Below are 17,921 nucleotides of genomic sequence, written 5' to 3' on the forward strand. Positions count from 1 at the left end.
GGTCTTCACCGCTTGATTGTCGCTGTCCGAACTGCTTGTCGGGCTCCTTTTGATCCGATCCTCACCTGGTTGCGATGGCGCCGGCTGTGAAGAACGTGGCTTCGCCCGTGACCTGCCAGTCGGCCGGATCGATGACACGATCCTCAGCCTCCATGCGGCCATCCGGATGGAACAGCACGTCGCCGTATTCCGGGTCATTGACATGCAGAAGGTCGTTTTTTCCATGGCCGAGCGCGAGCTGACAAAACTGCGCCTCGAATTCCTCCAGCGACCCATATTGCCGGCGCCGGCCCAAGCGGATGATCCATGCGGCTTGATGGCCCGGCACGCGCAGCTCGTTTCCAGCGGTCGGCCCGCGGCCGACGAGCTCGAAGGCGCTGTCGGCCTTCAGCATCGCGAACCCATCGCCGCCGCGCGCCGAAGCGATATTTTTCTTGACCCACACTTCGTCGAACGCGCTCTGTGGGAACCAGGCATGGGTAAAATCGGGTTGCTCGGCAGCGCAGCTGAACAGCACAACCGCCAAGTCGCGGTATTGATGCACGCGCGGCAGAGATCCGGAGCCGCCCCAGTAGGATGGCCGGCCATAGCCCGAATGAATCGTCTCGCCCGGATGGTTGATCCATATCTGCGCGTCGGGATTGCCGCCGAGGCGCAGGTGCAGCACCGTTTCCTGATAACCCCATTCGTTCCAGCGATAGGCTGCCGCGCTTCCCATGGCGAAATCGCGGGTCTTGTAGTGGTAGAGCTTGGCGATCCGGTTCTGGCCCTGCGCGAAGCACCATTCCTGCGCGTCGTCGCCCGCCATGCAAGCGATTCCGGTCAGTTCTTGCGGGACGTCGAGCCCATGGTCGCGCAGGCAGAGCGCAAGCTGCGGCAGGGCATGGAAGCGCATGCCGTAGAAACCTTTGCCCCACAGCATGCGTGCAATGCCGGAAAGTTCCAGCGAACGGGCGGCGCGCAGCGTGTGTTCGTAGGAGCGTCCCTGCGCGCCGGTAAGCATGCCCTGCTGAGCCGAGCGGGCGACGATCTCGAGCAGGCGGTTGATCGCAGCCCCAGCGCGCCGGCGGACGTCGGCATCTGGCCCAAGCGCGTATAGGATCGTCAACCCCTTGAGATCGATCGGGAAATAAGGGGCGGAGTTGAATTCCGCCATTTCCCATTCCTCGAAATGATCGAGCCAAGCGCGCACGCGCGCAAGGCCCACGGTCGACTGCTCCGCGCCGGTGCGCCCCGGGCGGACAAAGCGGGCATCGGGCAAGAGATGGCCGCCGAGATAAGCCGCGGTGTGAAACAGAAGCGCATGGTTTTCGGAGAAGTACCACTGCACGTCGTTACCCCGCTCATCCATCCAATAGCGGTAATTGAGGATCGCCTGGTCAATGCGGTGACGGAGATCGACCGCGATCGAGTCGCCATAGGCACGACGGCACCAGAGCAGTGGAACCAGGATGAAATCGGCGCAGTCGTGGCAATCCTCGATCGCCGGCAGTGCAGCAGCAATGATGGCGTCGGTTTCGACGCCGCCGCGGCCCGTCGCCAGCCGCGCCAGCGCCCGCACGGTATCGGCCTCCGCGAAATTGGAGACCTGTTCCAGGGCTTCGCCGATCCTGTCGGCAAGGATGGCAGGCGCGCGACCCTGACGCGCCGCATGACAGATCTCCACGCCGAAGACCCGCTGGGCAACAAAGCCTGAAGATGAGAGCGATACGGCAAAATGCCGGAAGTCGGCGGGAAGGTCTTCCGTGGCGGCAATAGTGATGCGTCTTGCCCCCGCTTCGATGCGGCGGCGGAAGATCACGGGCGCTTCGATCGACATGAAGTCGCCCTCGATCACGATCGCTACATCCACGGCAACCGGCAGCGCGACATCCGTCACCAGCGCCACTTCGCCGCCGGAATAAAATGGACGCTCGAAATGCATCGCCTCAAGAGCGGCTTCCATGGCCGCCGCGACGTCGCCCTTGACGGTCGTGGGCAAGACCTGTTCGGCAGTTGGGCCCGACAGATAGTCGAGTTGGAAGAAGTAGCGTGCGTCACGCTCGGCGAGATCGTCGAACCAGATGCTGATCTCGTTGGCGCCGGCGACGAGATCGACCTCGAAATCCTGAGAAGCCTCGAGATTGCGCCCGTAGGGCGCCATCCAGCCGGCTTCTATCCCGTTGACGAACAAAACCGCGCCGCCGCAGGTGCGCAGCCGCAGCCGCGCCCGGCCGTCCGAGCCTGCGTCGAGCACGGTATTTGCCCAGGTGGCGATCACGGTCGGGCGGAACCAGAAGCCCGACAGGTCGACGCGCGGCGAGCCGAACGGAAGCCAAACACGGTCCGGCTCGAACACTCCCTGCGGCTTAGGCCGTTTCCCGCGGCGTTCGGCGGCAAACTCGGTTCGGCAGGGATATTCGTGCGGGATGAAATTCTTGTGCTTGGTCAGGAAGAAGAAGGGATCCATCTCCCCTTGCATCGGCTGATCTGCAACATCGTAGCGCTGCTCAGACGTCGGGCCGATGAGCCAGTAAACGACGGGGCCGCCGAATGCGAGCGGCCGGCGCAGCGTAAGATCGTGCTTGATCGGTTCCACGGTGTTCATCGCAGCGTCTCAACAGGCACGGGCGACACGTCGTTATAGGCCTGGTTCTCGCCCGTCATGCCCCAGACGAAGGCGTAGGGGCCGGTTCCGCTGCCCATATGGATCGACCAGGCCGGCGAGATGACACAGTCGCCATTGGCCACGATCAGATGGCGGGTATTGTCCGGCCGTCCCATCAGATGGACCACCCGATCTTCCGCCGCGAGATCGAAATAGAGATAGGCTTCCATGCGTCGCTCATGCAGGTGAGGGGGCATGGTGTTCCAGACGCTGCCCGCAGCGAGATCCGTGATGCCCATCAGCAGCAGACAGGAAGGCGCGACTTCCGGATGAATGTACATGCGCAGTGTGCGCTTGTTGGCGCGTCGCTCCTCGCCGAGTTCAAGCGGCTTCGCCTCGGATTTCGCGATCAGCCGATGCTTGATGTCTGCGCCGGCCGGAACCGAGTTCATATAGAACCAGGCGGGGTTCGCGGCGCTGTCGCTTTCGAGCGTCACTTGTTTGGCGCCGCGCCCGACATAGAGCACATCGCGGTTGGCCAGCGCGAAGCGCTGCTGGTCGACACTCACCGTTCCTGCGCCGCCGAGATTGGCGATGCCCATCTCGCGCGCGGTGAACAGATGCAGCGTGCGACGTCCGCGCCATCGCCGAAACTCAGCGGCTCTCCGGTTGGGCACGCGCCGCCGACGATCATGCGGTCGACATGGGTGTAAGCGAAGGCGATGCGGCCGGGCTCGAACAGCCGCTCCACCAGAAACTCGGCGCGTAGCCGCTCCGTCCCGTAGCCATCGATTTCGCCCGGACCGGCGCCGTAGAGAACGCGCATCGTCATGCCGCCGCCTCGGCAGCTTCGGCGTGGATCATCCCCTCTGTGAGGCAGAGGATCGCCAGGGCCTGGCCGTAGCCGGTAGGCTGGATCGGGATGTCGCGGTAGAACTGAAGATCATGGCCCATGCGGGTGCCATAGGAAACGTTTCCGAGCACGCCGTTCTCGTCGATGCTGGCCAGCACCGCGTCGAGTGCGCGCCGGCCCGCTGGACCGCACGCCTTGGGTCCGAAGCCTAGGCGCGCAGCTTTCATGAGACCATAGCCGATGCCGGCGGTGGCCGACATCTCCTCATAGGAGGTCGGGTCATCGAGCAAAGTGTGCCATGCTCCCGACGGCGCCTGCAGGCGCAGCAGCGCTTCGATCTGCGCTTCCAGCACGCCGAGCAGATAGGCTTCGACTGGCTTGCCGACACCGCCATTTTCGATCAGGTCGAGGATGCCGACTGTGATCCAGGCGTTGCCGCGGGCCCAGAGAGCGCGGGCAAAATTATGTCGGCCGGCAAATGTCCAGCCATGGAACCACAAGCCCGTTTTCGGGTCGGCGAGATAGCGAGCATGGACGAGGAACTGGCGAACAGCTTCGTCTATGTAAGATTGCCGGTCGGCCGCGCTTCCGTGGAAAGCGAGGAATAGGCCAGCCATGAACAACGTGTCGTCCCACAATTCGTCGTCGTTGATCTTGTCTGAGACATTGTGCTGGAACCCGCCCTCGGGCGTGCGAGGCATGTCGCGCAGCAGCCTTTCGGTCCATTGGCCGAGAGGCGTTTCCCAGCGCGGATCGCGTGTCTCGCCCCAGAGCAATGCCAGCGCCATCATCGGAGCGGTGGTGTTGATGTTCATCGGCGGCAGGCCCGCCCTTAAATGGCGCTCGTACCAGTCTTCGATTGTCTTCAGAAGCTTGGGGTCGCGATTGTGCCGCCAGAGGCAAACGAGGCCGTAGAGCCCCACACCCTGCGGCCATTCCCAGGAATCGAAGCTGATGTAGTCGCCGGCCGTGCCGTCGAGGTTGGGCTCGTCGAAACGGCCGTCATGGCGCAGGCCCGTCATGCCGCGCACGAGCAGGTCGAGCTTTGAGCGCATATCTCTCGTTGACGACGCCACTACTCCTCCCAGGTTTTGCGCGATGCCGGGCAAATGGGTGCCACAGGCATTTCTGTTGCGCAATCTGAAATTTTTTTGCAGCATGAAGGTCTGGTGAGGAAACAGCCGATGGTCGTGAAGGTCGCAAGCGGGAAGCGCGGCACGCTCAGCCGGCGCGTGCGGCTCGAAGACATCGCCGCGCGCTGTGGCGTTTCCGTCAGCACGGCGTCGCGGGCGCTTGCCGGCGGCAAGGGCGTGCGCGGCGACCTCCGGTCGATGATCATCGAAACCGCCAAGAAGCTGAACTACACGGTCGCGACTTCGATCGCCGGCCGCAAGGTGATCCTCGCCGCAAGCAACGCTGCCAGGATCGACTATGGCCGCAACCAGTTCACCTTCTATGTGCTCGACGGACTGAACGAGCGCGCACGAACTCTCGGCGTCGAGCTGGTGTCGCGCTCCATCGCCGACGCCGGTGAGCAGATCGCGCTGCTCAATGAGGCCAGGCAAGACAAGAGCGTCGTCGGCTGCCTGTTTCTGACGCTTGACGACGAGGCGGTGCTGACGCTGACCGGCGGTTTCGGCAAGCCGATCGTGCTCATAAACGGCGACGACCCGGCGATGCACCATTCGAGCCTGACGCCATGCAACCGCTCGGCGGCGCATCTCGCGACGCAGCACCTGCTCGACCTCGGTCACCGGCGCATCCTGTTCCTGATGCGGCGCGGGCGGCGCACGATCGAGCGTCGCTTCGAGGGCTGGCAGGACGCACTGCAAGAGCGCGGCCTGGCGGCCGGCGACCTGGCTGTGGAGGTGGCGGACTGGCTGCCGGAGCTTGCGGCCGAAGCGATCGCGCGGCGCATTGAGGCTCGTGGCCTCGACTTCACAGCTGTGCTCGCCGCGGGCGACAGCCTCGCTATCGGCGCGATGATGGCGATCCGCAAGTCGGGTTACGAGGTGCCTGCCGACGTGTCGGTCATGGGCATGGATGACCTTCCGCAGGCGGCTTTCCAGAACCCGCCCCTCACGACGATGCATATCCCGATGCGCGAGATCGGCGCGGCGTCGCTCGACCTCCTGCTCGCCGATCTCGGCGGGGACCTGCCGCCGCGCCGTATCGAATTCGCCTGCCATATCGTGCAACGCCAGTCGACCGGCCCGGTTCACGCCTGAGACGTATGGTTCACACCGCTGTCCGGGCCAGGCCATCACTACATCGATGGGGTCACGTTCGAACCGTCTTCGAAGCGTCCGTAACCTCCGCCGAAGAAAAGCAGAGGTTCGCCGTCTCGCAAGGTCGCGGCGGTTACGCGGGCAACGACGATCAAATGGTCGCCGCCCTCATGCCCGGAGATCCGCACGCATTCGAACCGCGACAGGCAGCCACCCAGCAGCGGCACGCCGGCATCGTTCAGGTCGTGCGGCAGGCCGTCGAAGGCTTGACCGACGCGAGCGAAGCGCTGGCTCAGCTCCATCTGCTCCGCGCCCAAAACATGAACCGCGAAATGCTCGCAACCTGCGAAGGCGGCAAAGCGCCTCGAATGCCGGCCGATCGACCAGAGCACGATCGGCGGGTCGAGGGACACCGATGCAAAGCTGTTCGCTGTGATGCCGACGGGACCATCAGGCGTCATCGTGGTGACGACGGTGATACCGGTCGCAAACCGGCCGAGCGCGTCGCGGAACTCGCGCTTGCGGTCGGGGCCGGGCACGAAGCTTTTCATCGGTTGCTGCTCGGGGTTGAGGAAGTGGTACATCAGGCGCCCTCCTGGCCAAGGGCTGCGGTGGAAGCTTCAATCTCGTTGAGGCGCATTCGCAGCATCATCATCGCCGCTCCCCGGTTCCGAGCGGAGTCGGCGGGGTGATTTCCGGCACCCGGCCATAGGCATGCGGCAGCGAGCAGGTGTTGATGTTCGGCAGCACGCGCTTGCCGAAGGACAAGGCCTCGTCGATATGCGGATAGCCGGAGAAGATGAAGGCGCGGATGCCCATTTTCCGGTATTCCTCGATCTCGCCCATGACTTGATCGGTCGAGCCGACGATCGCGGCGCCGCAACCGGAGCGTGCGCGGCCAACGCCGGTCCACAAATGCCGTTCGACATAGCCGTGTACGTCGGCGCCGGCGCGGTTCTTTGCCTGGTGCGCGACGCCCAGGGATGTCGCGTCCAGTGCGCGGGCGCGGATAACTCTGCCCTGCTCGTCGTCGAGTTTCGAAACCAACTCCTCGGCATATTCGCGGGCTTCGGCTTCGGTGTCGCGCACAATCACGTGGACGCGCAGGCCATAATCCAATGTGCGGCCATGGGCGGCTGCACGCTCGTGAACATCACGCATGCGGTGCGCCAACACGTCCTTCGCCTCCGGCCACATCAGATACACGTCACACTGTGCGCCGCAGAGTTCGAGCGCGTCGGGCGAATAGCCGCCGAAATAGAGTAGCGGCCCGCCATTCTGTTGGTAGGGCTTTGCCGGGTCGGCGGTTACTTTCCCGAATTGGTAGACTTCGCCCTGATGGTTGATTTCGTCGCGCGTCCAGGCCTGACGCAGGATCTCGATGACCTCGCGCGAACGCTGATAGCGGAAGCGGCTGTCGGCAAGTTCGCCGGGAAAGTCGGAAGAGATGACGTTTACAGTCAATCTACCCTTCAGCATGTGGTCGAGCGTTGCGAGCGTGCGCGCCAGCATGATCGGTTGCATTTCGCCGCAACGCACCGCCGCGAGAAGGTTGATCGAATGGGTTATCGGAGCGCAGCCCGCCACGAAGGACAGAGTATCCTGGCCAACCTGATAGGACGAGGGACACAGGATATTGCGAAAGCCCAGTCCTTCGGCTGTCTTGACGATATCGGAGCAGTGCTCCCAACTCGACCGAAGCGCGCCATCCGGTACGCCGAGATAGCGGAAGTCATCGGAGCACAAAGCGGAAAACCACGACACTTCAGCAGCGTCGAGATCAGCGGACGTCACCGGAACGACCGTCAATGTCCGCACTCCTTTCGTCAATTGCTGCCGCGACTGTCTTTCCCTGTTGAATATCATTCGTTTTTGTGTAGATCAATAGTGTATCAATTTTGCGTTTGGAGACACTTTGAGCACGTCCAGAAACGCCTACGCGCTTCCGATGCATCAGCAGGTCAGCGAAATGCTCATTCGCGAGATCGCGGCTGGGCGGATGATCGAGGGCGAGAAGCTTCCGCCGGAGCGCGACATGGCGGCGGATCTCGGAATAGCGGTCGGTACATTGCGCAAGGCGCTCGGCGATCTCGAGCGCAAGGGCTTGCTCAGTCGCATCCAGGGATCCGGCAACTACGTACGTTCGCAACCCGACGTGGCCAGTGTCTATTCCATGTTCCGGCTGGAACTCCTGGAGGGAGGCGGGCTGCCGACGGCGCGCGTTCTGTCAGTCGATCGGCTGGCGAAACCGATGGACCTGCCGGTGTTCGGGTCGAGCAGCGAGGCCCATAGAATAAGGCGGGTGCGGAGCCTCGGCGGCAAGCCGGCGGCGCTGGAGGAGATCTGGCTCGACGGTTCCCGTGCGGAGACGATTGCTATCGAAGAACTGTCGGATTCGCTCTATCTCTACTACCGCAAGGCGCTCGGCATCTGGATCTTGCGTGCAGAGGACCGCGTCGGGGTCGGCCAGGTGCCGGGATGGGCGCTGCCTGAGTTCGGCCTCGCGCCGGGCGCCGCCGCCGGCTTCATCGAGCGTACCGGCTGGATGCAGGACGGCGCCAGCGCGGAGTTTTCCAGGACCTGGTTTGATCATGGCGTCGCGCGCTATGTCGCGCGGCTGCGATAGGGAACTGATATGGCGAAGCACATTTCCTACGGCATCATCGGCTGCGGCATGATGGGGCAGGAGCATCTTCGCAATATCGCGCTGCTGCCCGATGTCGGCGTCGCGGCGATCTTCGAGCCCGACGCAACGATGCGCGCACGCGCGGCAGGCCTCACCCCGCAAGCGTCGATCGCCGGCTCGGTCGCGGAGGTGGCGGCCGATCCGCGCATCGACTGCTTGCTCATCGCCAGTCCGAACTATGTGCATTTCGCGCAGCTCAAGGAAATCGCTGCTATCCGTGCGCTGCCTATCCTGGTCGAGAAGCCGCTTTTCACCGATCCGGTCGACGCAGCCGCGGTGAAGGCGTTCGCCGCGACCTATGCCGCACCAGTCTGGGTCGCGATGGAATACCGCTATATGCCGCCGGTCGCTCGATTCATCGAGCAGGCGCAGAACGCCACCGGCGGCATCCGGATGCTGACAATCCGCGAACATCGCTACCCGTTCCTGGACAAGGTGGCCCACTGGAACCGCTTCAACCGTCGATCGGGAGGCACCTTCGTCGAAAAATGCTGCCATTTCTTCGATCTCATGCGGCTGATTCTGAAATCGGAACCGGTAAGGATCATGGCGTCGGCCGGACAGGAAGTGAATCATCTCAACGAACGTTATGATGGCGAGACACCCGATATCTGGGATTGCGGCTACGTGCTGGTCGACTTCGCCAGCGGCGCGCGCGCCATGCTGGAACTGTGCATGTATGCAGAGGGCAGCCGCTATCAGGAGGAGATCAGCGCCGTCGGTGCGCAAGGTAAAGTCGAATGCCTGGTGCCGGGTCCCGGCCGCTTCTGGCCAGCTCATCTCGGCGCCGCGCCGACGCCGCAGTTGATCGTCAGCCCGCGCTTTCCGCAGGGACCGTACACCGTCGAGATCCCGGTCGACCCGCAATTGTTGACGGCCGGCGATCACAACGGCTCGACTTTTTATCAGCATCAGCGGTTCTGCGCCGCCGTGCGAGGCGAAGGGCAGGTTGAGGTGACATTGGATGATGGCTGGAAAGCTGTCGCCATGGGTATGGCCGCACAATTGTCGGCAAACCAGGGCACGGCCATTTCCAACCCACTCGATGCCTGCGAGAGCGCAAGATCCACGGCGTGAGCCGCCTGATCAGTCGACCTTGCCTCCGATTGCCGCTATGGTTCGGACCAGCCTGTCCGCGACACAGGTCGATGCTCCAGCCGCCATGAGCATCTGCGGCAAGATCAACCATTCCAGCGTCCAGGCTGCACCAGAGCGCTCTTGCTCATGGATCAGCGCATGATGCATTCCCGACAATTGGACTGCGTTGTAGCGGGCAAGCGTCACCAGCATCTCGGCGTCGATGGGATTGCGCTTGTGCGCCATGGCGGACGATGAACCGCCGTCCGCCCGTTGGAGCTCGTCGCCTGCCTGCGCCATCAGCGCAATGTCCTGCCCGAACTTGCCGAGGCCGCCCGTCACAAGCGACAGCCAGTTGGCCAGCTCAGCGATGCGGTCGCGCTGGCTGTGCCATTGCGGCGCGTCGCCGAGGCTTAGCCGCCGGGCCAGCGCGGCACGGATGGCGGCGCCCTTGTTTGCGAACTTCTCTAGTGTCCCGACGGCGCCGCCGAACTGGATGACGAGAACCGATCCTCGCACCGATTGAAGCCGCTCGTGGTGGCGCACGAGCGGTTCGCGCCAGCTTGTGACGCGGTCGGCTACGGAAATCGGAATCGCTGCCTGCATTCGGGTTCGGCCCATCAGCGGGCGATCGCCAAACCGATGGCCGAGATCGGCGAAGGCGACTATCAGGGCCGAAAGCCGTTCTTCCAATAGGTCGATACAGGCGCGAATTCTCAGGATCATGGCCGTGTCGATCACGTCCTGGCTAGTCGCACCGAAATGCACATGCTCCGAATGCGGCTCTCCCACAGCATGCCTGATCTGCCGCACGAGCTCCGGCACCATGACGCCGTCGCGCTCCGTTCCGTCCTTCAGGGCCTGGATTTCCGGCCGGAAGTTGTCGAGGACGCGTCCGATTGCGCTTGCTGCAGCCGCCGGGACGATGCCGAGTGCACCTTCTGCGTCGGCGAGCGCTTTCTCGAATTGCAGCATCGTCGCAAGTTCGGCCTCGACGCCGAGCAGCGTCGCCATCTTCTCATCGCCGAGAAGCCCGGACAGGAGGGGATTGTCGAACGCTGCGATCATATGTCGAAGAAGACCGTCTCGTTGATTCCCTGGAGATGAATGTCGAACTTATAGATGTCGCCATCGCGCGGCGCGACCAGCGTTGACACGCGCTCTCTTTGCTCAATGCGCATCAGGACGGGATCCTCGGCGATGGCCGTTTCCTCGTCGCTGAAATACATGCGGGTGTGAAGGCCAATGTTGATTCCACGCGCGACGATCCAGACCGTCAAATGCGGCGCCATCTTGCGGCCGTCAAAAAAGGGCACGCGGCCGGGTTTGATGGTTTCGAACATGCATTCGCCCGTCGTCATGTCGGCGGGCAGCCGACCCCAGCCGGTAAAATTCGGGTCGGCGGAGCCGCGCAGATCCGAGGGCGAATTGTAGATGCCGGCGGCGTCCGCCTGCCAGATCTCCACAAGCGCGTCCTTCAGCGGCGAGCCGGCGCCGTCGATCACCCGGATGTTGACCCTGATGCGTTCGCCCCTGGTCTTATCGTTGACCATCGCGGTGCCAAGGTCGCGTTCATAGACGCCCGAGATACCGGCAAAGTTGGGCGTCAGCCCTATATGGACGTAGGGTCCCGCGGTCTGCGAGGCGCTTTCCTTCAGCCGACCGAGAGCCTGGACCATCAGTTGCCCTCGATGCGGTTTTCGAACAGCGTCGAGCGGCGGCCGCGTAGTACAATGTCGAATTTGTATGCCCGCGCATCCATCGGTATCGTTGCCTCCATGTCGAGCGCGGCGGTGAGGCCTTCAATAGCACGGCGATCGTTGATGGTCCGCACGATCGGGCACCTCCAGATCATCGGGTCGCCCTCGAAATACATCTGGGTGATCAAGCGCTGCGCGAAGCCGTGCCCGAAGATCGAGAAATGGATGTGAGCTGGACGCCAGTCGTTGGGTCCGTTTGGCCAGGGATATGGCCCCGGCTGGATCGTGCGGAAACAATAGGAGCCATCCTCGCCGGTGATGGTGCGGCCGCAGCCGCCGAAGTTCGGATCGAGTGGCGCGAGGTAAGTCTCCTTCTTGTGTCGATAGCGTCCGCCGGCGTTGGCTTGCCATACCTCCAGCAACGCACCGGCGACGCCGATGCCGCGCTCGTCGAGCAGGTGGCCATAGACGAGGATGCGCGGCCCGATCGCGCTTTCGCCCGGCCCGGCAAAATTGTGTATGAGGTCATTGTCCAGTTCACCGAGAATATTGTGGCCGAAGACCGGCCCCGTAAGCTCCGACAGGGTGTTGTCGAGGGAAAGAAGCGGCCGTTGCGGCGAGCGCAGCACGGAAGTCTTGTAGGCCGGCGTGAGGGCCGGCGGATGCCAGTTGCGGTCGCGCTGAAAGAAGGCGCCGATTTCCGGCGTGCGGTTGGCGGGAGGGCGCGCGTTGGTCATGATTAGCCGGCTTGAGCGTCGATTTCGTCGAACGTCTTCCTGGCGATCTTCATCGCATGATTTGCCGCCGGCACCCCGGCATAGATTGCCACATGCAGCAGCGCCTCGCGTATGTCGTCGCGCGTCGCCCCGGTATTGACGCTGGCGCGGATATGCATCGCAACCTCTTCGTCCTGCTTCAGCGCGGCGAGCAGCGCGATGGTGATCATAGAACGCTCGCGCTTGGTGATGTTCGGCCGCGACCAGACATGGCTCCATGCAGCCTCCGTGATCAGTTCCTGGAAAGGAATGTCGAATTCGGTCTTGGCCGCCTCTGCGCGGTCGACATGGGCGTCACCCAGCACCGAACGGCGCGTCGCCATCCCTTCGACGTATCGGTCGCCATGTTGTGATTTGCTCATTTACGCTCTCTTTGCATGTCGTTCAGAAAGCCACGGATCAGCTCTGCGAGCCTTTCCGGCTGCTCGACGCATGGGATGTGGCCTGCACCGGCGATGACCTCGAACCGTGCGGCGGGGATTGACCGAGCCAGCGATTCCACCAGTTCAGGCGGCGTCGATCCGTCCTGATCGCCGACAATGCAGAGTGTCGGCACCTTGATCGCGGCGGTCGTCGCGGTGAAATCGGCGTCGCGGATAGCTGCGCAGGCAGCGGCGTAGCCGGCCGGATCCTGGCGCGTCAGCATCGTTTTATAACCCGCCAGTTCCTCGCCGCGATTCTTATGGAAATCCGGCGTGAACCATTTTCGCATCACGTCGTCGGCAAAGCTCGCGATGCCCTCCGACAGGGCCGCGTTGATGCGCCCGTCCCACATCTCGGCCGTACCGATTTTCGCTGCCGTATCGCAAAGGATCAACCCCTCGATCAAATCCGACCGCGTCTTGTAAAGGCATTGCGCAATGACGCCGCCGATCGAAAGCCCGCAGATCACCGCGCGCTTTACGCCAAGATGGTCGAGCAGCCCTGCAAGGTCCGTCGCATGGGTCTCGATTGTTTGCGGCGCACCACCCAGTTCGCTCAGGCCGTGTCCGCGCTTGTCAAACGCAACGAACGTACAGTCGTCGGCGAGCCTTCGCTCGACCTCGTTCCAGATCCGCATATCCGTGCCGAGCGAGTTCGCGAAGACGACCGTCGGCCTGCCAGCTGTGGGACGATGCCGGTAGTGGATCGTCGCGCCATTAATGCGAGCAAAGTTCATACCCGTCATACCTTTGGCATTCCTTTAGGCCGCATCAGCCGTTTTTGCGCGGCGATGCGGAATGGTGCATTCGGCGCACCATATCCTGCATACGCGCCGTTCCGTTCAACGAACTCGATAATGAACCCCTCTCCGAATGTCGGCGCATAGAGCTGGAAAAATTCGCCGTTGTCGTCGCGGTCGTAAAGGATGTTGGCTGAGCGTAGCCGATCGGCGACCTCCGGATCCAAACCGAAGCGCGCTTCTACGTCGTCGTAGTAGTTCATCGATATCTGAAGTGGTTCGAAGCCGTTGGCCTGCAGCTTCGCCGCCGTCGCAAAGATGTCATCCGTCGCGAGTGCCAGATGCTGGACGCCGGAACCAAAGGTTTCTGCGATGAAATGGCCAGCCAGGGTGCGGTGACTCTCGGCGCCGTTCAGCGTGAGGCGGAAGCGTTTGTCCAGACCTTCGATCACCTGGCTACGCACGAGGCCGCCCGGATCGACGATGTCGACCATGGGGGTCTTGGTCGTTCTGAAGATCGAGACATAGAACAGCAGCCAACTCGGCATCTCCTCCTGTGCCATGGTCTGCCCGACATGATCGATACGGGTGAGGCCGACGCCATTGCCGGAACTTGCCGGCGTGACCGGCGTGAACTCTATATCCCAGACCTTCGCCAGGTCGGTCTTGGCATCGAGGAAGTAGATCAGTCCGCCGCCGACGCCGCGGATCGCCGGGATCGACAACTCGCCGGGCCCGACCCGCTGGTGAAAGATCTCCGCGCCCAGTGCCTCGGCGCGCGCAACCGTGGCGGCGGCGTCCTCGACCTTCAGGCCCATCGCGTATGCCGACGTGCCATGGACAACAAAGGAAGAATGGGCAAAGCCCTGCCGCTCGGTATTGATGACAATATTGATCTCGCCCTGGCGGTAGAGCGTGACCTCCTTCGAGACGTGCCGACCGGCCTCGACAAAGCCGAGCATGCGCAACAGCGATCCAAGCTGTCCGGCGTCCTGGCGATCGGCCGCGAACTCGATGAACTCGACCCCTCCAACCCCGATGCGGTCGGGCATGGGCGGGATTGCCATCTCAAGTGCCGGTTCTTCACGCCGCACCTGATCCATCAACCATACGAGCGAACGCCGTCCGTCGACGGAAATCGCCTTTGCCGACCCGCCACGGAACTGGTCGTTGAAAATCTCGAGCGACAGATAGCCGTCATAACCGGTTACCGCGACCGCCTGCATGAACTGTCGCACCGGCAGATCACCTTCGCCTGGCATGTTGCGGAAGTGCCGGCTCCAATAGAGCAAGTCCATTTCGATCAGCGGCGCGTCGGCGAGTTGGACAATGAAGATCTTGTCCGCGGGTATCGAACGGATGGAGCCGAGTTCAATCCTGCGGGCCAGCGTGTGGAAGGAATCGAGAACCAGCCCGACGTTCGGATGGTCAGTCCTGCGCACGATTTCCCACGCATCGCGATGATCGTTGACGTGACGCCCCCAGGCCAATGCCTCGTAGCCGACGCGCAGACCGCGCTTGGCGGCGCGCTCGCCAAGCTCGTGAAAATCCTTGGCCGCCCGGTCGATCCCGCCAAGCGAGACCGGCGACACCGACGAGCATACCAGTATCAGGTCGGTGCCGAGTTCCTGCATGACGTCGAACTTGCGCTCGGCACGATCAAAGGCGCGGTTGCGCTGGGGCTCCGGCAAACCCTCGAAGTCCCTGAACGGCTGGAAGAGCGTTATGGTCAGACCTGCGTCACCAGCCATTCGGCCGACGTCGCGCGGTGAGCCGTCAAAGGCGAGGAAATCGTTCTCGAAGATTTCAACGCCGTCGAAGCCCGCGGCGGAAATTGCCGCGAATTTCTCCGCCAGGTCACCGGCGATCGACACCGTCGCGATCGAAGTCTTCAAACGCGCCTCCTCCCTGGTTTGTTGTGAACGAACCAGTTCGTACATAACTAAGGCAACGCTGGCAGCACCGCAAGTTTCGGCGCGCTCAGCGTTCTGCGGGAGCTTCGTCCTTGGCGACAAAACGCAACAGCATTTCCACGCTGTTGCGTTTGAGCCGCTCGAGTTGTGCCGGCGCGCCGAAGTCGCGTCCGAAGATCATCGAAAAGGTGGTGCGATTGGAAACGTTGAAGAAGCACAGCGCGCTTACCTGCCAATGGAGTTCGACCGCGTCGAGTCCCGGCCGGAAGACCCCCTCTTCGACACCGCGTGAATAGATGCGAGAGATATGGTCGATCGCAGTCACGTTCAGTTCGCGGATAGCATCCGATTGTTCGAGGTATTGGCCGTGATGGATGTTCTCGATCATCACCATGCGGATGAATTCCTCGTGTCGGTGATGGTGGTCGAACGTGAACTCCACTAGGCGTGCCAGTGCCGCCACGGGGGTCAGACCTTCGATATCAAGTTGAGCCTCGCCCTCGCGCACCTGGCGATACGCGTTCTCGAGCGCGCGCAGGTAGAGACCCTCCTTGTCGCCGAAGTAGTAGTAGATCATGCGCTTGCTGAAGCGCGTGCGCGCTGCAATCTCGTCTATGCGCGCGCCCGACAAGCCGTTCAGGGCAAACTCCTTGGAGGCGATCTCCAGGATGTTGCGGCGCGTGCCCTCAGGGTCCTGGATACGCGTCGTGCTCGCGTCCGGCTTCGGCTTTCGTTCTTTCTTGATAACGGCCATGCAGTTTGAGTTCCCGCCCGGCGCAGCCGGCATTTGACTAAACTAACCAGTTAGTACATCATTCGCAAATCGCGACGGACTCATTTACCGGCGCGTTTGGCGTGAACACAAGGGCGATCCAGGAATTGCCGCATTTGGGCTGGGAGGCGGCCCGCCACAGGGAGGAATTTCGGGAGATGGGCGACAGCCTTGTCGACCTCCTTTGCCGTCTCGCGGACGAGCATAAGGGCGCCGCCAGCGGCGACAGCGAAAAGGTCGTGATTGGCCTCGTCGGACGCGGCATTCAGTCCTCGCGCACTCCCGGCATGCACGAGCGTGAAGCCCGGCGCCTTGGCATCGGCTATTCGTACCTTTTGCTCGATTTCGACCGGCTCGGATTTCCGGACGCGGCGATCGGCGACTTGATCGCGGCGGCGGAAATTGCAGGCTTTCACGGCCTCAACGTCACTCATCCGTTTAAACAGGCTGTTATGCCCGTCCTGGATGCGCTGTCGCCGGCAGCGCGCGCAATAGGCGCGGTGAATACGGTCGTCTTCGCTGGCGGACGCAAGGAAGGCCACAACACCGACAGCTGGGGTTTCGCGGAAAGTTTTCGCGAGGCGATGACAGGCGCATCGATGGGCTGCGTCGCAATGTTCGGCGCCGGCGGAGGGGGCGCCGCAGTCGCAAACGCCCTGATGGAAATGGGCGTTGGCCGGCTGTTCGTCCTCGACAGCCAACCCAGCCGCGCCTCGGATCTTGCGTCGCGCATGGGCGCCTTGTTCGGCGGTCGCGTCGAGACGTGGCCGGACCCGGCCGCAGCCGTGCGCATGGCAAACGGGATCGTCAACACAACCCCGGTGGGCATGGCGAAATACCCCGGAACACCGTTCGACACGGCTCTTCTGACAGCCGAAAAATGGGTCGCCGACATAATCTACTTTCCGACCGAAACAGAGTTGTTGGTCGCGGCCCGTACGATCGGCTGCAGAACGCTGCCGGGCATCGGCATGGCGATCTATCAGGCCGTCCGCGCGTTCGAACTCTTCACCGGGCGCAAGGCCGACCGCCGCGCCATGGCAGATCATTTCGAGGCCGCCGCATGAAGGCAGTGACGCCTATAACCATATGAAGACCATAGGGAGGAAATCGACATGAAAGCTGAAATGAACCGACGCCTGTTTATGGTCGCCGCCGGCGCACTCGCCGCCGGGACCGCCGTTCCCGCCTTCGCGCAGGACAAACCGAAGCTGCGTTTCTCGGCCGTGTTCTCGGAACAGGACATCCGGGCCGAGATGATGAAAATGTTCGCCGACGCCATCAAGGACGACTTTGCCTTCGAGGGCTATTACGGGGGGAACCTTTTCAAGCAGGGCACCGAACTTGTCGCCATCCAGCGCGGCAATCTTGAGATGGGCAACGTTGCCCCGCAGGACATCTCCAAGCAGATTCCGGCGTGGTCTATCGTCACCGCCGGCTACCTGTTCCGTGACGCCGCGCACGTGAAGGCCTTCTTTGCCAGCGATGCCGGTGCGGAGCTGAAGAGGATGACCGAGGACCAGCTCGGCGTGAGGGTGCTCGGCCCCACCTATTTCGGCCTGCGCCAGGTCGGTCTGAAGCCGGACAAGGAAATCAAGACTCCCGCCGACATGGCCGGCATCAAGCTGCGTATGCCGGGTGGCGACGCCTGGCAATTCCTCGGCCAGGCGCTCGGCGCGAACCCTACGCCCATGGCATACGCCGAGGTCTATACCGGCCTGCAGACAGGCGCAATCGACGGGCAGGACAACCCGTTGCCCAACGTCGAGAACATGAAGTTCTACGAAGTCATGTCGCAGATCGTACTTACTTCGCACCTTGTCGGTTTCGACCTTCTCAGCATCTCGAAAAAGGTGTGGGACGAGATGGGGGCCGAGAAGCAGGCAAAGGTCCAGGCCGCGGCGGACAAGGCGATCGACTTCTCGACAGAGAAACACCTGACGCGCGAGAAGGAACTCGTTGAAACATTCAAGGGCAAGGGCCTGAAGATCTACGAGCCCGATGTCGCAGCATTCCGCAAGCATGTGCAGGAGCAATATCTTGCCTCCGACCTGGCCAAGGAATGGCCTGCCGGGATGGTCGACAAGATCAACGCGCTTTGACCCGACAAAACTCGCCGGCCGGTCCGCTTGCGACCGGCTGGCCGGTTTGGCCAGGCGCCCGCCAG

The 17,921-nt window shown here is 62.7% G+C and carries 18 protein-coding genes; 5 read left to right on the plus strand and 13 right to left on the minus strand.

Annotated features, from left to right (window positions below; genetic code table 11):
* Positions 1-61 precede the first annotated feature (61 nt).
* Genes AC0L3N_RS11055 through bglB form a run of 4 tightly spaced genes read right to left on the minus strand, consistent with a single transcriptional unit; the run spans position 62 to position 4,495 of the window.
* Positions 62-2,587 carry a hypothetical protein gene (locus AC0L3N_RS11055; protein WP_473547650.1) on the minus strand — a complete coding sequence of 842 codons (2,526 nt, stop codon included), beginning with the start codon at positions 2,585-2,587 and terminating at the stop codon, positions 62-64.
* A complete protein-coding gene (gene kduI / locus AC0L3N_RS11060) occupies positions 2,584-3,189 on the minus strand; it encodes a 5-dehydro-4-deoxy-D-glucuronate isomerase (RefSeq protein ID WP_473547651.1) in 606 nt (201 codons plus the stop codon). Before kduI ends, AC0L3N_RS11055 begins: the two co-directional genes overlap by 4 nt.
* Positions 3,153-3,419, minus strand: a complete 267-nt coding sequence (locus tag AC0L3N_RS11065; protein ID WP_473547652.1) for a hypothetical protein — start codon at positions 3,417-3,419, stop codon at positions 3,153-3,155. The genes kduI and AC0L3N_RS11065 overlap by 37 nt, the downstream gene beginning before the upstream one ends.
* The gene (gene bglB, locus AC0L3N_RS11070) at positions 3,416-4,495 is read right to left on the minus strand and encodes a beta-galactosidase BglB (RefSeq protein ID WP_473547653.1); all 1,080 of its coding nucleotides are present in this window, start codon (positions 4,493-4,495) and stop codon (positions 3,416-3,418) included. Before bglB ends, AC0L3N_RS11065 begins: the two co-directional genes overlap by 4 nt.
* 129 nt (positions 4,496-4,624) lie before the next feature.
* On the opposite strand from bglB, the gene AC0L3N_RS11075 reads away from it, so the two are divergent.
* Positions 4,625-5,668: a LacI family DNA-binding transcriptional regulator gene (locus AC0L3N_RS11075; RefSeq protein ID WP_473547654.1), complete on the plus strand. Its 1,044-nt coding sequence runs from the start codon at positions 4,625-4,627 to the stop codon at positions 5,666-5,668.
* A 38-nt stretch (positions 5,669-5,706) separates the two neighbouring features.
* On the opposite strand, the gene AC0L3N_RS11080 is transcribed toward AC0L3N_RS11075, so the two are convergent.
* Both AC0L3N_RS11080 and AC0L3N_RS11085 read right to left on the minus strand, forming a co-directional pair.
* The gene (locus tag AC0L3N_RS11080; protein WP_473547655.1) at positions 5,707-6,252 is read right to left on the minus strand and encodes a flavin reductase family protein; all 546 of its coding nucleotides are present in this window, start codon (positions 6,250-6,252) and stop codon (positions 5,707-5,709) included.
* Between the two features lie 67 nt (positions 6,253-6,319).
* Positions 6,320-7,477, minus strand: a complete 1,158-nt coding sequence (locus tag AC0L3N_RS11085; protein WP_473547656.1) for an LLM class flavin-dependent oxidoreductase — start codon at positions 7,475-7,477, stop codon at positions 6,320-6,322.
* Positions 7,478-7,616: 139 nt separating this feature from the next.
* Between AC0L3N_RS11085 and AC0L3N_RS11090 the strand changes: the two genes are divergently transcribed.
* Positions 7,617-8,294 carry a GntR family transcriptional regulator gene (locus tag AC0L3N_RS11090; protein WP_473547861.1) on the plus strand — a complete coding sequence of 226 codons (678 nt, stop codon included), beginning with the start codon at positions 7,617-7,619 and terminating at the stop codon, positions 8,292-8,294.
* A gap of 9 nt (positions 8,295-8,303) precedes the next feature.
* Positions 8,304-9,431: a Gfo/Idh/MocA family protein gene (locus AC0L3N_RS11095; protein ID WP_473547657.1), complete on the plus strand. Its 1,128-nt coding sequence runs from the start codon at positions 8,304-8,306 to the stop codon at positions 9,429-9,431.
* A 9-nt stretch (positions 9,432-9,440) separates the two neighbouring features.
* Here AC0L3N_RS11095 and AC0L3N_RS11100 read toward each other — a convergent pair whose 3' ends face one another.
* The 7 genes from AC0L3N_RS11100 to AC0L3N_RS11130 form a co-directional block, all read right to left on the minus strand.
* The gene (locus AC0L3N_RS11100) at positions 9,441-10,499 is read right to left on the minus strand and encodes a 3-carboxy-cis,cis-muconate cycloisomerase (RefSeq protein ID WP_473547658.1); all 1,059 of its coding nucleotides are present in this window, start codon (positions 10,497-10,499) and stop codon (positions 9,441-9,443) included.
* Positions 10,496-11,110 carry a protocatechuate 3,4-dioxygenase subunit alpha gene (pcaG, locus tag AC0L3N_RS11105; RefSeq protein ID WP_473547659.1) on the minus strand — a complete coding sequence of 205 codons (615 nt, stop codon included), beginning with the start codon at positions 11,108-11,110 and terminating at the stop codon, positions 10,496-10,498. Before pcaG ends, AC0L3N_RS11100 begins: the two co-directional genes overlap by 4 nt.
* Positions 11,110-11,868 carry a protocatechuate 3,4-dioxygenase subunit beta gene (gene pcaH, locus AC0L3N_RS11110; protein ID WP_473547660.1) on the minus strand — a complete coding sequence of 253 codons (759 nt, stop codon included), beginning with the start codon at positions 11,866-11,868 and terminating at the stop codon, positions 11,110-11,112. Before pcaH ends, pcaG begins: the two co-directional genes overlap by 1 nt.
* Before the next feature lie 2 nt (positions 11,869-11,870).
* Positions 11,871-12,269 carry a 4-carboxymuconolactone decarboxylase gene (gene pcaC, locus AC0L3N_RS11115; RefSeq protein WP_287190959.1) on the minus strand — a complete coding sequence of 133 codons (399 nt, stop codon included), beginning with the start codon at positions 12,267-12,269 and terminating at the stop codon, positions 11,871-11,873.
* Positions 12,266-13,066: a 3-oxoadipate enol-lactonase gene (pcaD, locus tag AC0L3N_RS11120; RefSeq protein WP_473547862.1), complete on the minus strand. Its 801-nt coding sequence runs from the start codon at positions 13,064-13,066 to the stop codon at positions 12,266-12,268. The genes pcaC and pcaD overlap by 4 nt, the downstream gene beginning before the upstream one ends.
* A 5-nt stretch (positions 13,067-13,071) precedes the next feature.
* On the minus strand, positions 13,072-14,964 hold the full coding sequence (locus AC0L3N_RS11125; RefSeq protein WP_473547661.1) for a bifunctional sugar phosphate isomerase/epimerase/4-hydroxyphenylpyruvate dioxygenase family protein: 1,893 nt from the start codon (positions 14,962-14,964) through the stop codon (positions 13,072-13,074).
* An 85-nt stretch (positions 14,965-15,049) separates the two neighbouring features.
* A complete protein-coding gene (locus AC0L3N_RS11130) occupies positions 15,050-15,736 on the minus strand; it encodes a TetR/AcrR family transcriptional regulator (protein ID WP_473547662.1) in 687 nt (228 codons plus the stop codon).
* Positions 15,737-15,837: 101 nt separating this feature from the next.
* Here AC0L3N_RS11130 and AC0L3N_RS11135 point away from each other — a divergent pair, with 101 nt between their 5' ends.
* Positions 15,838-16,821, plus strand: a complete 984-nt coding sequence (locus AC0L3N_RS11135) for a shikimate dehydrogenase (protein ID WP_473547663.1) — start codon at positions 15,838-15,840, stop codon at positions 16,819-16,821.
* 48 nt (positions 16,822-16,869) lie between these two features.
* The gene (gene dctP / locus AC0L3N_RS11140) at positions 16,870-17,856 is read left to right on the plus strand and encodes a TRAP transporter substrate-binding protein DctP (protein ID WP_473547664.1); all 987 of its coding nucleotides are present in this window, start codon (positions 16,870-16,872) and stop codon (positions 17,854-17,856) included.
* The last annotated feature ends 65 nt before the right edge of the window (positions 17,857-17,921 follow it).

The sequence above is a fragment of the Mesorhizobium sp. WSM4807 genome, from assembly GCF_055811615.1.